The 16,283-nt window shown below is 70.3% G+C and carries 14 protein-coding genes; 3 read left to right on the forward strand and 11 right to left on the reverse strand.

The features are described from left to right. Window positions 1-57 precede the first annotated feature (57 nt). From HDC36_RS01655 to eat, 4 genes are all read right to left on the reverse strand, one after another. On the reverse strand, window positions 58-1,239 hold the full coding sequence (locus HDC36_RS01655; protein WP_179563927.1) for a putative acyl-CoA thioester hydrolase: 1,182 nt from the start codon (window positions 1,237-1,239) through the stop codon (window positions 58-60). A gap of 544 nt (window positions 1,240-1,783) precedes the next feature. Beyond that, window positions 1,784-2,611, reverse strand: a complete 828-nt coding sequence (gene eutC / locus HDC36_RS01660; protein ID WP_179563928.1) for an ethanolamine ammonia-lyase subunit EutC — start codon at window positions 2,609-2,611, stop codon at window positions 1,784-1,786. An 11-nt stretch (window positions 2,612-2,622) separates the two neighbouring features. After that, window positions 2,623-4,017 (reverse strand): ethanolamine ammonia-lyase subunit EutB, encoded by a 1,395-nt coding sequence (locus HDC36_RS01665; RefSeq protein ID WP_179563929.1) that lies wholly within the window; start codon window positions 4,015-4,017, stop codon window positions 2,623-2,625. A gap of 49 nt (window positions 4,018-4,066) precedes the next feature. Beyond that, a complete protein-coding gene (gene eat / locus HDC36_RS01670; RefSeq protein WP_179563930.1) occupies window positions 4,067-5,443 on the reverse strand; it encodes an ethanolamine permease in 1,377 nt (458 codons plus the stop codon). Between the two features lie 483 nt (window positions 5,444-5,926). On the opposite strand from eat, the gene HDC36_RS01675 reads away from it, so the two are divergent. Next, complete coding sequence (locus tag HDC36_RS01675; protein ID WP_179563931.1) at window positions 5,927-7,612, forward strand: diguanylate cyclase; 1,686 nt, start codon at window positions 5,927-5,929, stop codon at window positions 7,610-7,612. Further along, window positions 7,609-8,565 carry a hypothetical protein gene (locus HDC36_RS01680; protein WP_255432563.1) on the forward strand — a complete coding sequence of 319 codons (957 nt, stop codon included), beginning with the start codon at window positions 7,609-7,611 and terminating at the stop codon, window positions 8,563-8,565. The genes HDC36_RS01675 and HDC36_RS01680 overlap by 4 nt, the downstream gene beginning before the upstream one ends. Before the next feature lie 376 nt (window positions 8,566-8,941). Here the strand turns inward: HDC36_RS01680 and HDC36_RS01685 are convergent, their stop codons facing one another. From HDC36_RS01685 to yidD, 3 genes are read right to left on the reverse strand one after another with little or no spacing between them, the layout of a single operon-like run. Next, complete coding sequence (locus tag HDC36_RS01685) at window positions 8,942-9,802, reverse strand: M23 family metallopeptidase (RefSeq protein ID WP_179563932.1); 861 nt, start codon at window positions 9,800-9,802, stop codon at window positions 8,942-8,944. Beyond that, on the reverse strand, window positions 9,802-11,136 hold the full coding sequence (locus HDC36_RS01690) for a dihydroorotase (protein WP_179563933.1): 1,335 nt from the start codon (window positions 11,134-11,136) through the stop codon (window positions 9,802-9,804). Before HDC36_RS01690 ends, HDC36_RS01685 begins: the two co-directional genes overlap by 1 nt. Next, complete coding sequence (gene yidD, locus HDC36_RS01695) at window positions 11,137-11,409, reverse strand: membrane protein insertion efficiency factor YidD (RefSeq protein WP_179565541.1); 273 nt, start codon at window positions 11,407-11,409, stop codon at window positions 11,137-11,139. A gap of 130 nt (window positions 11,410-11,539) precedes the next feature. Here yidD and dksA point away from each other — a divergent pair, with 130 nt between their 5' ends. Further along, window positions 11,540-12,634, forward strand: coding sequence for an RNA polymerase-binding protein DksA (gene dksA, locus HDC36_RS23625; RefSeq protein WP_179563934.1), 1,095 nt, complete (start codon window positions 11,540-11,542; stop codon window positions 12,632-12,634). 299 nt (window positions 12,635-12,933) lie between these two features. Here the strand turns inward: dksA and HDC36_RS01705 are convergent, their stop codons facing one another. From HDC36_RS01705 to HDC36_RS23400, 4 genes are all read right to left on the reverse strand, one after another. Beyond that, window positions 12,934-13,608 carry a hypothetical protein gene (locus tag HDC36_RS01705; protein ID WP_003470093.1) on the reverse strand — a complete coding sequence of 225 codons (675 nt, stop codon included), beginning with the start codon at window positions 13,606-13,608 and terminating at the stop codon, window positions 12,934-12,936. A 68-nt stretch (window positions 13,609-13,676) separates the two neighbouring features. Next, window positions 13,677-14,519, reverse strand: a complete 843-nt coding sequence (locus tag HDC36_RS01710) for a hypothetical protein (protein WP_179563935.1) — start codon at window positions 14,517-14,519, stop codon at window positions 13,677-13,679. A gap of 352 nt (window positions 14,520-14,871) precedes the next feature. Beyond that, entirely contained in the window at window positions 14,872-15,258 is a 387-nt protein-coding gene (locus tag HDC36_RS01715; protein ID WP_179563936.1) for a hypothetical protein, read from the reverse strand. 73 nt (window positions 15,259-15,331) lie between these two features. Next, window positions 15,332-16,198, reverse strand: a complete 867-nt coding sequence (locus tag HDC36_RS23400; RefSeq protein ID WP_255432564.1) for a hypothetical protein — start codon at window positions 16,196-16,198, stop codon at window positions 15,332-15,334. Window positions 16,199-16,283 lie beyond the last annotated feature (85 nt).

Here is a 16,283-nt window from a genome sequence, read left to right on the forward strand (position 1 = left end):
CAGGTCGGCTTCCTGCGGCGTGCTCGTGCGATGCCCGAGCGGGAGCGGCGGCGCGCCCTAGTCGGCGCTGCCGGCGCCGCTGTTGGCGTACTCGTAGAAGCGGTTGGCCGATTGCGTGCAGCCGCTGCTGCAATACGGCCGGCCGACCGTGGACGCGTTCCATGGCGCGCTCTTGCGCACGTGCGCGCCCAAGGTGGATTCGCGGATCACCACCTTGCCGTTGGGCGAGCTGCCGTTGACGTAGTTGGACAGGCTGCCGACGCTCTCGTCCCAGGCGCGGCCCAGGTACACCGTGTTCGCCGACGGGCTGCCGATCGCGTCGAAGGTGCTGGCGACGGCCAGGAAGCCATAGCCGCTGCCGGGGCGGGTGCTGGGGGCGAAGATCACCCCGCCGTTGCCGGCGCCGCGGCGCGCGGCGGTGTAGCGGATGGTGCTGCCCGAGAACACCGCCACGCCGGAGCCGAAGATGAAGTCGGTGTCGCCGTCGATGCTGCCGCCCTTGAAGAACGCGCGGATCACCGTGTTGGCGCTGCCGGCGCTGACCAGCAGGGTGTCCTGGTTGCCGGTGAGCGCCACGTTCTCCAGCACCGCCTTGTCGCCGCGCAGCGCCAGCGCCACCGCCGACTGGTTGCCGCTGGCGTAGGTGTCCTCGACGTAGCTGTTGACGATCGCCAGATTGCGCGCCTGGAACTGCGCCGCGCGCACGGTGACGGTGCCGCTGTCGGAGGTGCCGACGGTGGTGCTGGCCGCGTTGCTGGCGCAGGGGTGGGTGGCGCTGCCGCTGGGTTTCGGCGTCGGGTTGGCGTTGCCGAAGCTGATGGTGGTGTTGGCCGGCGCGCTGCCCAGGCCGAACAGGGTGATCGGCGGCGCCGCCGCGGGCACGCAGACCACCTCCTTGTAGGTGCCGGGCTTGACGCTGATGTAGCGCCGCATCGTGCCGCCAGCCGCGACCGCGGCATCGACCGCGGCCTGCACGGTGCGGTAGCGGGTGGAGCCGTCGGCGGCGACCGCGTAGTCGGCCGTGAGCAGGGCGACGCCTGCGCTGGGGTTCCAGTTGTCGGTCGTCAGCGCGCCGATGGTGCCGGCCTGGGCCAGGTGCTTGGCGACGGTCTGGTTGGCCGCCTCCGAGCTGGTCAATTGCGGCCTGGAGGCGGTACCGGTCAGCGCCCAGGCGGTGGCGATGGCGCCGCCGGCCAGGGCGAGGGTGGCGGGGATCTGGAACCAGCGCGATGCGGTCATGGCGGTGCTCTCTCGGTTGGGATGGGGCCTGCGCCACAACGGCACACCGTCGCCGACAGGTGATTGATACCGGTGTCATCCGGTGGCCGCATGGTGGCGATCGGTGGCCATGGCGTGGCCGGCGCGAATGCTAGGCGCGCCTTGGCGCGCTGCCGTTCGATGCCGCAGCCAAATCCCGGTTGTGGCGGAGCGATCACGCTTTGGCGCGGGACGCGACCCGGCCGCCGTCGTCGTCGGCGCGGCTTGTGTGATGGGTTGCAGCGCCTGCGTGGAATCGGATCCCAGGCCAGTCGGCGGCCCCGTGCGCGCGTCGCGCAGGCTGCTGCGTTGCGCCACGGCGCTGCGCGATGCCCGACAGGATCGCAGGCCACGTTTTCAGGCGGAGGCCCGACGCCGGGAGCGTCGGTGAGGGCGCGTTGCCGAAGCGGTGCCGCGTGCAGCGCCTACGTTTGCCGGGACCGCCGGTTGCGCGCGCAGCTACGTGTCTGCGGCGGCGCTGTCCATGGCGTGGACAGTCGGGGCGGGGCTCAGTCCGGGAGCCGACTCACTCGGGGATCAGGAAATTGCCCAGCGGCTTGCGTGGCGGATCGTCGTCGGCCGACAGCGCCGGCGTGTCGGCCTGGTCCTTCAACTGCACGCCGGACAGCTGCCGCCGGCATGCCTCGCGCATCAGCCAGGCCAGTTTGTGCGCGGCCTGCGCATAGCTCAGGCCGGCCTCGCGCACATTGGAGATGCAGTTGCGGCAGGCGTCGTTGAGGCCCACGCGTGGGGCGTAGGTGAAGTACAGGCCGAGGCTGTCCGGCGAGCTGAGGCCGGGGCGCTCGCCGATCAGCACCACGCTCATGCGCGCGTCCAGCAGTTCGCCGATCTCGTCGCCGATCGCCACGCGGCCCTGTTCGACCAGCGCCACCGGCGCCAGCGTCCAGCCTTCGGCCGCGGCCAGCGCGTCGATGCGTTCCAGCATCGGCGTGGCGTGGCGATGCACCGCCAGCGCCGACAGGCCGTCGGCCACCACCACGGCCAGGTCGTAGCTGCGGCGTTGCATGGCGATGAGGCCGCGCAGTTCGCTGGCCGCGTCCTCGCTCAGCCGGCGGCCCAGGTCGGGCCGCTGCAGGTAGCTGTGGCGGTCGGCCGCGGCGCTGCGCAGGGCGACGTGATCGCGGCCGCGTGCGTCCAGCGCCGCGGCCAGCGGCGCCGGATCGAAGCGCAGGTGCACCGCGTCGCGCGCCTGCGCATGCGCGAACTGGAAGTCCAGTTGCGCCGCGGTAGGCAGGCTGGTGCCGGTGCGGCCCAGGGCGATGCGCGCCGGGGTCAGCCGGCGCAGCGCGGCCCATGGATCGGCGCGGGAGGGGCGTTCGCTGTCGTCGTGCATGCGCGGCCCGCTCAGCTCAGTTGCGCCAGCGCGCGCCGGAACGCGGCCGGCGGCTCGTGGCCGAGGCGGAAGCGGCCGTTGTCCAGGCGCAGGATGTCCAGCCGCTCCAGCCACGCTTCGAACTCCGGCGCCGGACGCAGGCCCAGCGCCTGGCGCGCGTACAGCGCATCGTGGAACGAGGTGGTCTGGTAGTTGAGCATCACGTCGTCGGAGCCGGGGATGCCCATGATGAAGTTGATCCCGGCGGTGCCGAGCAGGGTCAGCAGCACGTCCATGTCGTCCTGGTCGGCCTCGGCATGGTTGGTGTAGCAGATGTCGCAGCCCATCGGCACGCCGAGCAGCTTGCCGCAGAAGTGGTCTTCCAGGCCGGCGCGGATGATCTGCTTGCCGTCGTACAGGTATTCGGGGCCGATGAAGCCGACCACGGTGTTGACCAGCAGCGGCTTGAAGCGGCGCGCCACCGCGTAGGCGCGCACCTCGCAGGTCTGCTGGTCCACGCCGTGGTGCGCGTCGGCCGACAGCGCGCTGCCCTGGCCGGTCTCGAAATACATCACGTTGTCGCCGACGCTGCCGCGCCTGAGGCTCAGTCCGGCCTCGTAGCCTTGCTGCAGCAGCGCCAGGTCGATGCCGAAGCTGGCGTTGGCTTTCTGCGTGCCGGCGATGGACTGGAACACCAGGTCCAGCGGCACGCCGCGTTCGATCGCCTCGATCGAGGTGGTGACGTGGGTCAGCACGCAGGCCTGGGTCGGGATCTGGTAGCCGGCGATCACCGCGTCGAGCATCTTCAGCAGTTCGCAGATGGTCTGGGTGTTGTCGCTGGCCGGGTTGATCCCGATCACCGCATCGCCGTTGGCGTACAGCAGCCCGTCGAGCACGCTGGCGGCGATGCCGGCCAGGTCGTCGGTGGGGTGGTTGGGTTGCAGCCGGGTGGACAGCCGCCCGCGCAAGCCGAGCGTGTTGCGGAACGCGGTGACCACGCGGATCTTCTGCGCCACCAGGATCAGGTCCTGGATGCGCATCAGCTTGGACACCGCCGCGACCATCTCCGGAGTCAGGCCCGGGGCCAGCGCGGCCAGCGCGGCTGCGTCGGCCGCTTCGCCGAGCAGCCAGTCGCGGAAGCCGCCGACGGTCAGGTGCGCCACCGGCGCGAACGCGGCGGCGTCGTGGCTGTCGACGATCAGCCGGGTCACCTCGTCGTCCTCGTAGGGAATCACCGCCTCGTGCAGGAAGTGCCGCAGCGGGAGATCGGCCAATGCCATCTGCGCCGCCACCCGCTGCGGCTCGCTGGCCGCGGCCAGCCCGGCCAGGCGGTCGCCCGAGCGTGCCGGCGTGGCCTTGGCCAGCAGGTCCTTGAGGTCGTCGAAGCGCCAGGTCTGGCCGCCGACGCTGTGTGCGAAACCGCTCATGCCGGATCCTCCTGCAGGCGCCCGCGCGCGGCGGGCGCCGTGTCCTCGATCATGCCTCGCCGCTGGCCTCGGCGGCGATGACGCCGCCGTTGCCGCGCAGGCTCAGCGCGCAGCAGCCGGCGCCGAGCAGCATCAGGCCCAGGAACAGCAGCGCCAGCAGCGCGTTGAACCACACCATCGCCGCCAGGCACACCAGCGCCAGCAGCAGCGCCAGCGCCGGCACCAGCGGATAGCCCGGCGCGCGGTAGCTGCGTTCCAGCTGCGGCTCGGCGCGGCGCAGCTTGAACAGGCTGAGCATGCTCATGATGTACATGACGATCGCGCCGAACACCGACATGGTGATCATCGCCGCGGTCAGCGACATGCCCTGCACCTGCACCAGCCCGTCGCTGTAGATCGCCGCCACGCCGACCACGCCGCCGGCCAGGATCGCGCGGTGCGGGGTGCGGAAGCGCGACAGCCTGGCCAGGCCGTGCGGAAGGAAGCCGGCGCGCGCCAGCGCGAAGAACTGCCGCGAATAACCCAGGATGATGCCGTGGAAGCTGGCCACCAGGCCGAACAGGCCGATCCACACCAGCATGTGCAGCCAGGTCGAGTTGTGCCCGACCACCGCCTTCATCGCCTGCGGCAGCGGATCGTTGATGTTGGACAGGGTGCGCCAGTCGCCGACGCCGCCGGCCATGATCATCACCCCGAACGCCAGCGTCACCAGGGTCAGGATGCCGGCGATGTAGGCGCGCGGGATGGTGCGCCTGGGGTCCTTGGCCTCCTCGGCGGCCATCGCCGCGCCCTCGATCGCCAGGAAGAACCAGATCGCGAACGGGATCGCGGCGAAGATGCCGCCGATCGCCGCCACGCCGAACGTGTCCGACCCGGCCCAGCCGCCGCGCACGAAGTTGGCCACGCTGAAGCCCGGCGCGACCACGCCCATGAACACCAGCAGCTCGATCACCGCCAGCACGGTGACGATCAGCTCGAAGGTGGCGGCGATGCCGACGCCGAGGATGTTCAAGGTCATGAAGATGGCATAGGCGCCGACCGCGGCCAGGCGCGGATCCAGGGTCGGGAACTGCACGTTGAGGTAGGCGCCGATCGCCATCGCGATCGCCGGCGGCGCGAACACGAACTCGATCAGCGTGGCGATGCCGGCGATCATGCCGCCGGCGGTGCCGAACGCGCGCAGGCTGTAGGCGAACGGGCCGCCGGCGTTGGGGATGGCGGTGGTCAGTTCGGTGAAGCTGAAGATGAAACAGGTGTACATCACCGCCACCAGCACGGTGGTGACCAGGAAGCCGAGCGTGCCGGCGGCGCCCCAGCCGTAGCTCCAGCCGAAGTACTCGCCGGAGATCACCAGGCCCACGGCGATGCCCCACAGGTGCAGGGTGCCGAGGGTGGGTTTGAGCTTGTCGATCGTCATTGCGCACATCTCCTGGACGGGGGGAGGGAGAGCGAACGCCGCGGCGAACCACCGCGGGGACTGCGATTGCGCATCGCGCGCCGTTGCCGGCGCCGGGCCAGCCGCCTTTGCGATGGCCGCCTCACGGTTATACCGCAAAGCAGCATGGCGCCGCGGGTTCGCTCCGCAGCCGCATTTGGATACGATCGATGGCGGCGGCTGCGCTATCCTCGGGCGCAGATTTCAGGGGGCCGTCAGTCCGGTGCGGGACGGGCCACGCCGTGTTGGCGCGGACGCGACGAGGAAGACCGAGTGGATGTAGGCCGATGAGCGAGCGCACGATGCCGCCGTACCGGGCGCGCTCAAGCGCGTTCCGTCGCTCTGTCGTGGCCGTCGTCCAGGCGGGGGAGGGCGTCGCTGGCGAGCGGCGCGCCCGTCGCGGCGTCAGGCGCCAGCGGTTGCACGCCGGACACATGGCCCGTCCCCATCGCGCCGGCCGGCCCTGATCGACGTATGACGCGTTTGTGCCGTTGCTCGCGCTGGCTGCTATTGCTGTGTCTGTGCGTGGCCGAAGGCGCGCTTGCGCAGCGCGTGCACCTGCAACGCCTGCCGGCCGATCCGCCGGCCGCCGAGGTGATGGCGGGTGCGCATCTGGCGCAAGTGCAGGACGGTGCGCATGGCAGCGCCCTATACGAGCCGCTGAAGACGCCGACCTGGTGGCGCGTCCGCGCCGACCGCGCGATCGGCGTGGACGGCGATCCGCAACTGGTGCTGCAGGCGCCGTACCTGACCCGGGTCGAGGCCTGGGTGCCGGGCCAGGCCGCGCCGACCAGGCACGCGCTGTACGGCGCCGATGCCGACCTGCGCTATTCGACCCGCGCGCTGGTCATCGCGTTGCCGCACGGCCTGCCGCGGGGCGCCTCGGTGTGGCTGCGGGTGCATGCGCCGGCGGCGATCCCGATGCCGGTGTCGATCGCGCCGCTGGCGCAGGTGCACCGCGACGACCTGCACTACGTCGGCTGGCGCGCCTTCATCATCGGCTCGACCGTGGTGCTGGCGATCCTGGCGATCGCGCTGTGGGCACGCCTGCGCGAGCGGGTCTACGGCTACTTCACCGCCAACGTGCTGTGCGTGCTGCTGTATCTGCTGGGCATCGGCGGCGAAGCGCGGGCGGTGCCGGGCCTGGACATCCTGTTCGCTTCTTCGCCGGCGCCGATACGGATCGTGGCGGCGCTCGGCGGCTTCTTCATCATCAATTTCCAGCGCCGGCAGCTGGAAATGCACCGGCACCTGCCGCGGCTGGACCGGGTGCTGCAGGCCTGCGCCATGCTCTTGCTGTGCATCGCCGGGGCCTGCGCGATCTCGACGGCGGCGTGGCTGAGCCTGCTCGGCAACCTCACGCTGATCGTCGGCGCCATGTTGCTGCTGCCGTGCTCGCTGCTGCTCGCCTTGCGCGGGCAGCGCTACGCCTGGCACCTGCTGGCGTCGTGGGCGCCGCTGCTGACGTTCTGCGTGTTGCGCTGCCTGGAACTGAGCGGATGGCTGCGCCTGGACCAGGCCACGCCCTGGGTGGCGCACGGCATCAGCCTGGCGCTGGCCAGTTCGTGCCTGCTGGTGACGATCGGCCTGGCCGAACAGATGCTGGAACTGCGTCGCGACCGCGACCGGGTGAACCGGCTGGCGACGGTGGACGGCCTCACCGGCATGCTGACCCGCGCGGCGATGCAGCAGCGCCTGGCGCAGGCGCTGCTGGACGCCGCGGCCGCCGCGCAGCCGCTGGCCGTGGCCTATATCGACATCGACCACTTCAAGCGCATCAACGACGTGCATGGCCATGCCGCCGGCGACGACTGCCTGCGCTGGGTCGCCGCCTGCGCCCGCGCGCGCCTGCGCAGCACCGACACGCTCGGCCGCCAGGGCGGCGACGAAATGCTGGTGCTGATCCCGGGCGCCACGCTCGCCGCGGCGCAGCGCGTGGCCGAAGACATCCGCCGGCATCTGCACGAACAGCCGCTGCAGCACGGCGGGCAGACGCTGTCATGCACGCTGAGCGTCGGCGTGGCCCAATGGCAGCCGGGCGAGAGCATCGAGTCGCTGCTGCAGCGCGCCGACGCCGCGCTCTACGCCAGCAAGGCCGCCGGCCGCAACCGGGTCAGCGTATCCCCCATCACGTCCCCCCACGAGGAGTCGCCGCCATGACCGCACGTCCCGCCGTTTCCCCGATCGATCCCGCGCAACTGCGCGTCGCCGACATCCTGCTGCAACTGGGCCGGGGGCCGGTCTCGGAACTGATCGCCTGGTGCGGCGACAGCATCTACAGCCATGCCGCGATCGTGGCCGACCAGGGCGACCTGATCGAGGCCGCGGCCAAGGGCGTGCGCCGCTATCCGCTGCAGCAGCGGCTGGCCGATACCGGCAACTATCTGCTGATCGACGCCTATCGCCCGCTCAGCTATGCCGGCGTCGCGCTGGACGATGCCGATCGCGCCAGCGTGCTGGCCAAGGCGCAGTCGCTGCTCGGCGTTCCGTATCCGCTGGACAGCCTGGCCACGCTGGGCGTGCTGGTGGCGATCCGCGGCAAGTGGCCGCAGCACTGGCTGGCGCGGATCGTGGTGCGCGAGGCGCTGGACCACCTGGTCCGCGACAACCCCTCGCACATGGTGTGCAGCGAGGTGGTGTATCGCGCCCTGGCCGAATGCGACGCGCAGCCGAGCGAACGGCTGGCGCCGCAGATCGTGCTCAGCGGGCCGACCCACCTGCCGTTTCCGGACATGGACTGGAAGGCGCTGTGGGAGGAGGTGTGGCAGCTGTTGCATCCGCAGCGGCAGCAGGCGCTCGGCGACGTGGCGCAGCGCCTGGCCGCAGTGGAAGGCGCGCCGGCGGGCATGCTGGCGGCGTCGCTGACCGCGGTCGGCGACGACGAGCTGGCCGCGCGCGCCAATGCGGTGCGCGCCGGGCTGGGCCTGGAGCCGCTGCCGGTCACCACACAGGCGGAGGACGACGGTTCGCTGCTGGTGGAGGCGGCTGCCGACGCCACGCCGACGCCGCTGCCGCATCCCAATCCCAAGCTGGTGATGCCGCTGGACCTGGCCAACAGCCCTTCGCACGTGGTGCTGGGGCGGCTGTTGCAGGCCGAGGATGCGCCGGCGTAGCGCAGGCTGTTGACGCAGGAATTTCGTAAGCTGCGAAAGTGCGTTTGCGGATGGTGTCTGTCGCGGCTGAAGCCGCTCCTACAAGGTGCGCGGGCACTTGCCGTGTGCACTGTAGGAGCGGCTTCAGCCGCGACCATGTCCGAAGCCGGAAGGTTCACCGCTGCGCCGACCGCGACTGAAGCTGTTTCGACAGAACGGGGCGAGCGCCTTCGACATTTGTGGGAGCGGCTTCTGTGGGAGCGACTTCAGTCGCGACGGGCTCTACCGGTAAGGCCCGTCGCGACTGAAGTCGCTCCCACAAAAAAGCAGTCGCTTCGTGCGCTTCAGCGCCAGCAGCGGATCGATGTGCCGCTGCTGGCGCACCACCGCCAGGCTGTTACTTGGTGCGCTCCAGCACCAACAGCGGATCGATGCGCACGTCGAACCAGTTCATCCCCCAATGCAGATGCGGACCGGTCGCACGCCCGGTGGCGCCGACCGCGCCGAGCACCTGGCCCTGGGCGATGCGGTCGCCGACCTTCACGTCGATCCGCGACAGGTGCAGGAAGTTGGAGCTGACGCCGTAGCCGTGGTCGAGCAGCACGGTGCCGCCGGTCAGGTACAGGTCCGGCGCGGCGAAGGTGACCACGCCGGCGGCCGGCGCCTTGACCGGGGTGCCGGTGGGCACGGCGATGTCCATGCCGGAGTGGCCGGCGCCGGGTTGCCCGTTGTACACGCGGGCATTGCCGAAGCGGCCGCTGATGCGGCCCTGCACCGGCCAGATGAAGGGCGTAGCGAAATCGGTGCGGTCGTCGTCGCGGTCGCGCGCGGCGGTGACCTGCGCCTGTTCGCGCTTGATGCGCTCGGCGATCGCCGGCGGCGGGTTGACCGTCTTCGGCGGCACGCCGTTGACGCGTTCGAGCGGCCAGTCGCGCGGCGTCACCGCGAGGTCGATGCTCTCGCTGCCGCCGTCGGCGCGCTGCACCAGGATCCGCAACGGGCCGCGTTCGTCGCGGCCGATGCCGAACACCACGCTGCCGTAGCCGCTGACCCGCAGCGTGCGCCCGGCGTACTGCACGCGGCTGCCGGGCGCCACCTTGCCGATCACCAGCGCGCCCTGCGAGGCGCTGGCGGGGAACACGCTGCGCGTGTCGGCGCTGGCGGCGGACCCGGCCTGCGCCTGCAGCGACGGGATCGCCAGCGCCGACGCCAGCAGGCCGAGCGCCAGCGCGACGCCCGGCACGCGTGCGCGCCGCATCAGCGGTCGAACGCCAGGCGCTGCCCGTTCGGGCTGCCGACCAGGCGCGCGCCGTCCCAGGCCAGTGCGCCGTTGACCCAGGTCGCGGCGATCTTGGAGCGGAACGTGCGGCCTTCGAACGGCGACCAGCCGCACTTGGACAGGATGTCCTCGCGGCGCACGGTGAAGGGCTTGTCGTCGATCAGCACCAGGTCGGCGTGATAGCCCTCGCGCAGGAAGCCGCGCTCGTGCACGTCGAACAGCAGCGCCGGCGCATGCGCGAACTTGTGCACCACCTGGGCCACGCCGAGCCGGCCTTCGTGCACCAGCTCCAGCGCCGCGACCAGCGCGTACTGCACCAGCGGCAGGCCCGAGGGCGCCTGCGCATACGGCTTGCTCTTCTCTTCCCAGGTGTGCGGCGCGTGGTCGGTGGCGAGCACGTCGATCACGTCCTCGGCCAGCGCGCGGATCAGCGCTTCGCGGTCGCTGGCGTCCTTGATCGCCGGGTTGCACTTGATCAGGTTGCCCAGCGCCGCGTAGTCGGCGCGGTCGAAGCGCAGGAAGTGGATGCAGGTCTCGGCGGTGATGCGCTTGCCCTGGATCGGGCCGGGCGCGAACAGCGCCAGTTCGTCGGCGGTGGAGATGTGCAGCACGTGCAGGCGGGTGCCGTGCTTCTTCGCCAGCGACACCGCCAGCTGCGAGGATTTGAGGCAGGCCTCGCGCGAGCGGATGTCCGGATGCATGTCCGGGGTCAATGCGTCGCCGTATTTTTCCTTGAACGCGGCCAGGGTCGCGTCGATGGTCGGGGTGTCTTCGCAATGGGTGATGATCGGGGTCGGCGCGTCGCGGAAGATCGCGTCCAGGGTCTGCGGGTTGTCGACCAGCATGTTGCCGGTGGAGGCGCCCATGAACACCTTGATCCCGGGTGCGGTCTTCGGGTCCAGGGTCTGGATCGCGGCCAGGTTGTCGTTGCTGGCGCCCAGGTAGAAGCCGTAGTTGCCCCAGGCGCGGCCGGCGGCGGCGTCGTACTTGGCCTGCAGCGCCGCCGCGTCCAGGGTCGGCGGGTTGGTGTTGGGCATGTCCATGAAGCTGGTCAGGCCGCCGGCCACCGCGGCCGCCGACTCGCTGGCGATGTCGCCCTTGTGGGTCAGGCCGGGTTCGCGGAAGTGCACCTGGTCGTCGATCATGCCGGGCAGCAGCCAGCGCCCGGCGGCGTCGACCACGGTCTCGCCCTCGCGGGCGGCCAGGTGCGGGGCGATCGCGGCGATGCGGCCGTCGGCGATGCGCAGGTCGCCCTGGGTTTCCTGGCCTTCGTTGACCAGGCGGGCGTTGACGATGAGGGTGGAGGAGGACATTCAGTGTTTTCCTGGGCAGCGGCAGGCCGGCGGCGCCGCGGGATCGGGCACCGGGTCGAACCCGCCGGGATGGAAGGGATGGCAGCGGCCGACGCGGCGGGCGGCCATCCAGCCCCCGCGCAGCGCGCCGTAGCGGGCGATGGCGGTGACCGCGTAGGCCGAGCAACTGGGCACGAAGCGGCAGCGCGGGCCCAGCAGGGGGCTGATGAAGCGCTGGTACAGGTGCAGCAAGGCGATGAGAGCGCGGGCGATCACCCGGCCATGATATGCCAGTTGCGCAACGGGCCGTCGCTCACCGGCCTGCCATTCACCGGCGTGTAGACGGTGTGGTTGCCGCTGGGGGTAGGGTAGGCTATAAAGGCCCGCTTTCCCGGGCCCCGGGGAAACCAAGGAAGAGCGATTCGTGGCTGCTAAAAAACCTGCAAAGAAGGCCGTCAAGGCCGCCAAGAAGCCCGTCCAGCCCGTTGCCAAGAAGGCGACGGCGTCCGCTGCTGCCAAGCCGCTGAAGAAACCGGTGGCCAAGCCGGCAGCCAAGCCGGCGCCGGCCAAGAAGGCCCCGGCCAAGCCAGCCAAGGCGGTGGCGAAGAAGCCGGCGCCCAAGCCGGTTGCCGCCGCGCCGGCCAAGAAGGCCCCGGCCAAGCCGGCCGCCAAGCCAGCGAAAGCCGCCGCCAAATCCAGCGCCGCGCCGGTCGCCAAGCAGGCGGCAGCCAAGCAGGCCACGCCCGCAGTGAAGCCAAAGCAGGCCACCGCCCCGGTCGCCCCGGCGGTGTCCAAATCCGTACCGAAGCCGGCTGCCAAGCCGGCGCCGGCCAAGTCTGTCCCGGCCAAGGCCGCCACGCCCGCCGCAGCACCGGTTTCCCAGCCGGTCGCCGCCAAGCCCGCTGCGCCCTCGGCCCCGCCACATAAGAATCCCGTGTCCGTTTCGAAATCCTCCGCGAAAACCCCCACCAAATCCGAATCCACCCCCAAGGCGCCGATCGCCAAGCCGACCGGCAAGGTCGCCGTCGCGGTGACCGCCAAGTCCAACACCCCCGCCAAGCCGGCCAAGTACAAGGTGGTCGAGTACAAGACCGACGAAGCGACCGGTCGTCCGATCCTGCCCAAGGGCTACAAGCCGGCCGGCGACGAGGAGTACATGAGCACGCTGCAGCAGGAGTACTTCCGCCAGCGCCTGCTCAACTGGCGTGCCGACCTGGTCGAGGAATCCAAGCAGACCATCGAGAACCTGCGCGACGAAGTCCGCGACATCGGCGACGAGGCCGAGCGCGCCACCCGCGAGACCGAGAACTCGCTGGAACTGCGCACCCGCGACCGCTACCGCAAGCTGATCGGCAAGATCGACAGCACGCTCAAGCGTCTGGATGCCGGCGACTACGGCTACTGCGTGGACACCGGCGAAGAGATCGGCCTGGAGCGCCTGGAGGCGCGCCTGACCGCCGAGCGCACCATCGATGCGCAGGAGCGCTGGGAACACCTGCAGAAGCAGCAGGGCGACTGATTCGCCAACACCCGCGTCTGCGTTCGCCCAAGGCCCTGCTCGCGCGGGGCCTTGTGCTTTCTGGCCGTTCGCGCCGATCCGGCGGGCCCGGCCGGCCTGCCGCCAGGCGTGCGATCCGGTGCCGCGGCGGTGGGCGGGAGCCCGGTGGCGATGGCGTCCGCGGCATGTGCGGCCGCTGCGCCTGGTGCGTGGGCCATGGCGCGCGCGCAGGTCTCGCGAACGCCGCCGATCCCGATTCGGCCCACCCGCGCCGCGCTGCGGCGCACGCCGCTCACCGCGCCGCGGGACGACGCCGGCATTCAGCGGACGCCGTTGACCAGGCCGCTCTTCGCATCCTTGAGCAGTTGCAGGCCGGGCAGGCCGAAGCTGTCCAGGTCCGCCTTGCTCGCGGCGATGTTCAGCCCGACGATGGCCGAGGTGTCCGGATCCACGTCCACGCCCAGCGGCATGGCGGCGAACTGCACGTAGTCGCGGCTGTCGTTCCATTGCGGGCGGCCGCCGATCGCCTGGAGCAGGCGGTCGATGTGGGTGCCGGCCGGCTGGCCGAGCAGGTCGAAGGGCAAGGGGACGTTCGGATCGGCGAAGGCGATCAGGTTGGTGACCCGGTCGTTGCGGAAGCCCACGGCCAACTGGCTGTGGACGAGCGTGCCGGCCGGACGCGGATGGCGCGCCAGTTGCGCGTTGAGCTCGCGCGGGTACAGGTACACGACGCTGAGCGTCTGCGGGTGTGCGGCATCGGCGCGGGTGACGTCCGGCTGGCCGAGCGCGGCCAGGACCTGTTGCTTGCGCATGCCCAGCGCGACCGGGCCGATGCGCGTGCACGGAGCGGGCAGGGTGGCCGCGCTGGCGGAGGCGGCGAAGGCCTGCTGCAACGCGCGCGTGCAGGCAGCGGCGTCGCTGCCGGCGGCGTGGGCCTGCGCGACGGCCATGCCGAAGGCGAGCAGGCCGAACAGCGAAAGGGATCGGGGTGTCATGGGGATCTCCGTAGCGTGTCGTGGTGAATGAGGCCGGGATGCGCATCCCGGCCTCACCGCAGGGTGAATCAGTTGCCGTGCCAGCCTTCGCGGTGGCCGTAGGCCGTGACGAAGGCGCTCTGCTGGGCGCTGGTCAACGAGCTCCACTGGTCGGTCGGATTCAGGCCCGAATTGGTGGTGATGGTGGTGATCATCTCCGCGGTCGGGTTCTCGCTCGGCGGCGACCAGGTGCTGATGATCTGGCTGAGCGTGGCGGTGCCGTTGTTGTTGTCGTTGATCCGGTTCATGTTGGCCACTGCGGCGTCGAGCCCGGCCTGGGGATTGGAGAAGATCGCGAAGCCGCGATCGTTGCCGAGCGAGCCGTGGTCGTCGGCGAAGCTGCCGGAACGGATGTCGAGCGGGTTGTTGTCGCGGTTCGGGTGGGTACCGGTGACCTGTTGGGTCGAGCCGTCCGCCGCGGTGTAGGTCACCGTGGTGCCGCTGGCCGATGCGGAGGTGGCCGGATTGGCGTTGCTGCCGGCGCCACCGTCGCCCTCGCCACCGTCGCCCTCGCCGCCGTCACCGTCACCGTCACCGTCGCCGCCATCTCCCTCGCCGCCATCGCCTTCTCCGCCTTCGCCGCCTTCGCCTCCCTCACCACCTTCGCCACCTTCGCCACCTTCACCGCCCTCGCCACCTTCACCGCCTTCCCCGCCTTCGGCCTCGATCGGCGCGTCGAACTCGGCGGCGGTCTGCATCGCCACCGCCTTGTGCATCGCCGCGTGGCGATGGTGGTGGGTCTTGGCCTTGGCGTGGTGCGCCTTCTTGTGCGCCTTGGCGTGATGGATCGAGCTGGAGAGCGGGTGCGCGCCGATCGAAGCGCGCGTGCCGCCGGCGACCATATCGATTTCGATGATATCGAGCGTTCTCATGTAGATCCTTTGACATGTTGCGGGGAAGGAGCCGTCCTCGCTTCGGCTGATCCGGCCGCACGGCGCATGGCCGCACGCCCGGATCGATCCTGCCGCGCGCGCTGCGCTGCGGCGACGCAACAAGCGTGCGGCCGGCCGTGGTCTCCTCGGCTGCGCGCAAACGCTCGAACGCGTAGAGATGGTTCATGCAGATCGGCATGCCGATGCGTCCCGAAAACCGGAGAACATCGCCGTGCCGAGGGTCGCTTGCGGCCGCAGGCCGGCGCGACGTGATAGCCGGCACTGCGTGCCGCGTGCCACGCGTGGCTCCGGCAATCGCGCTTTCCGCAAGGATGAGCAGCGTGCCGAACGATCACATCCGGCGTTGCGCCTGCTCTCCCTCGCTGGAACACACCAGCTTCAACTGCAACTGGCGGACGGTCCAATGCGACGGCGTGTCGATCGTCCCGCTCGCGTGCACGTGGTAGGCGGGACAGTCCGCATCTTCCTCGGGATTGTTCTTGATGTCGCAGCTGCCCTCGATCAGGAACGTGTGGGCTCCCTTTGCCGCGCTGCGGGTGAATGTCAGGTTCGGGCACTCCCCGAACGTCCTCGCCAGGACGATGTCGTTCTTCAGGACGTAGGCGAGCGCCTGTTGAGCTTCGTTGCCGGGTGCGGGTTGCATCGCCTGCAACGATCCTTGCGCGGCGAAGACGAGAAGCGACGCCATGCACATGCGCGGCAGCCAGGAGGACTTCATGGGGAATCTCCGATAGGTGATTGTCTTCCGGGCCGGAGCGGTTCCGGCCCGGAAGAGGGGAGTGGGATCCGGGTTACTTGAAGACGCTGATATGGACGTGCGTCGTGTCGCCGCTTTCCCGGCTGGCGGCGGTCCAGTCCGCGGTTGGGCTGGACCTGATGAAGTTGCCGGCGGGGCCTTCCACGTAGCTGACGTTGGGATCGTTCATCGCGGCATTCTCCAGCGCCTGCGCGTTGTCGAAGCCCGTGCCGCTGGTGCCGACATGCACGTCGTTGATGATGTTGATGTCGACGGCGTTGCCGGTGTAGTGGGCGGAGTTGGGGTTGTGGCTGCCGTTGGTCGTGGCGGAGATGTCGATGCTGTTGACGCCATCGTCGTTGTCGAGCACCGAGTTCAGCGCCGAGGCCATCTTGGACGTGACCGGATTGTCGCTGCTCGAACCATCCTGCGTGTTCTGGTAGGTGATCGAAACCGTCCTGCCATCGCTGGTCTGGTGGCTGCTGCCTATGTTGGTATCGGCCGGCCCGTTGCCGTCCGCATCGTTGCCGTCGTCGTAACCGCCGCCGCCGTCGCCTTCGCCACCCTCGCCACCTTCACCGCCTTCGCCTCCCTCGCCACCTTCACCTCCCTCGCCACCTTCACCTCCCTCACCTCCCTCACCACCTTCGCCTCCCTCGCCACCTTCACCGCCTTCACCGCCTTCACCACCTTCGCCGCCTTCGCCGCCTTCGGCCTCAATCGGCGCGTCGAACTCGGCGACCGTCTGCATCGCGGCCGACTTGTGCATCGCCGCGTGGTGGTGATGGGCCTTGGCCTTGGCGTGGTGCACTTTCTTGTGCGCCTTGGCGTGATGGATCGAGGTGGACAACGGGTGCGCGCCGATCGAAGCGCGCGTGCCGCCGGCGACCATGTCGATTTCGATGATATCGAGCGTTCTCATGTTGATCCTTTGACATGTTTGCGGGGAAAACCGTCCTCGCTTCGGCTGATCCGGCGGCACGCCGTTTCTGGCCGCGCGTCCGGAT

Source organism: Xanthomonas sp. JAI131, from assembly GCF_013410075.1.
In the GTDB taxonomy this organism is placed as follows: Bacteria; Pseudomonadota; Gammaproteobacteria; order Xanthomonadales; family Xanthomonadaceae; genus Xanthomonas_A; species Xanthomonas_A bonasiae.

What these genes read in the sequence shown, in the direction of transcription:
- HDC36_RS01690 (WP_179563933.1), bottom strand. Translation starts at nt 11,136, where the DNA reads ATGTCCTCCTCCACCCTCATCGTCAACGCCCGCCTGGTCAACGAAGGC.
- HDC36_RS01705 (WP_003470093.1), bottom strand. Translation starts at nt 13,608, where the DNA reads ATGACACCCCGATCCCTTTCGCTGTTCGGCCTGCTCGCCTTCGGCATG.
- eat (WP_179563930.1), bottom strand. Translation starts at nt 5,443, where the DNA reads ATGTGCGCAATGACGATCGACAAGCTCAAACCCACCCTCGGCACCCTG.
- HDC36_RS01685 (WP_179563932.1), bottom strand. Translation starts at nt 9,802, where the DNA reads ATGCGGCGCGCACGCGTGCCGGGCGTCGCGCTGGCGCTCGGCCTGCTG.
- HDC36_RS01710 (WP_179563935.1), bottom strand. Translation starts at nt 14,519, where the DNA reads ATGAGAACGCTCGATATCATCGAAATCGATATGGTCGCCGGCGGCACG.
- HDC36_RS01665 (WP_179563929.1), bottom strand. Translation starts at nt 4,017, where the DNA reads ATGAGCGGTTTCGCACACAGCGTCGGCGGCCAGACCTGGCGCTTCGAC.
- HDC36_RS01675 (WP_179563931.1), top strand. Translation starts at nt 5,927, where the DNA reads ATGACGCGTTTGTGCCGTTGCTCGCGCTGGCTGCTATTGCTGTGTCTG.
- HDC36_RS23400 (WP_255432564.1), bottom strand. Translation starts at nt 16,198, where the DNA reads ATGAGAACGCTCGATATCATCGAAATCGACATGGTCGCCGGCGGCACG.
- eutC (WP_179563928.1), bottom strand. Translation starts at nt 2,611, where the DNA reads ATGCACGACGACAGCGAACGCCCCTCCCGCGCCGATCCATGGGCCGCG.
- HDC36_RS01680 (WP_255432563.1), top strand. Translation starts at nt 7,609, where the DNA reads ATGACCGCACGTCCCGCCGTTTCCCCGATCGATCCCGCGCAACTGCGC.
- HDC36_RS01655 (WP_179563927.1), bottom strand. Translation starts at nt 1,239, where the DNA reads ATGACCGCATCGCGCTGGTTCCAGATCCCCGCCACCCTCGCCCTGGCC.
- HDC36_RS01715 (WP_179563936.1), bottom strand. Translation starts at nt 15,258, where the DNA reads ATGAAGTCCTCCTGGCTGCCGCGCATGTGCATGGCGTCGCTTCTCGTC.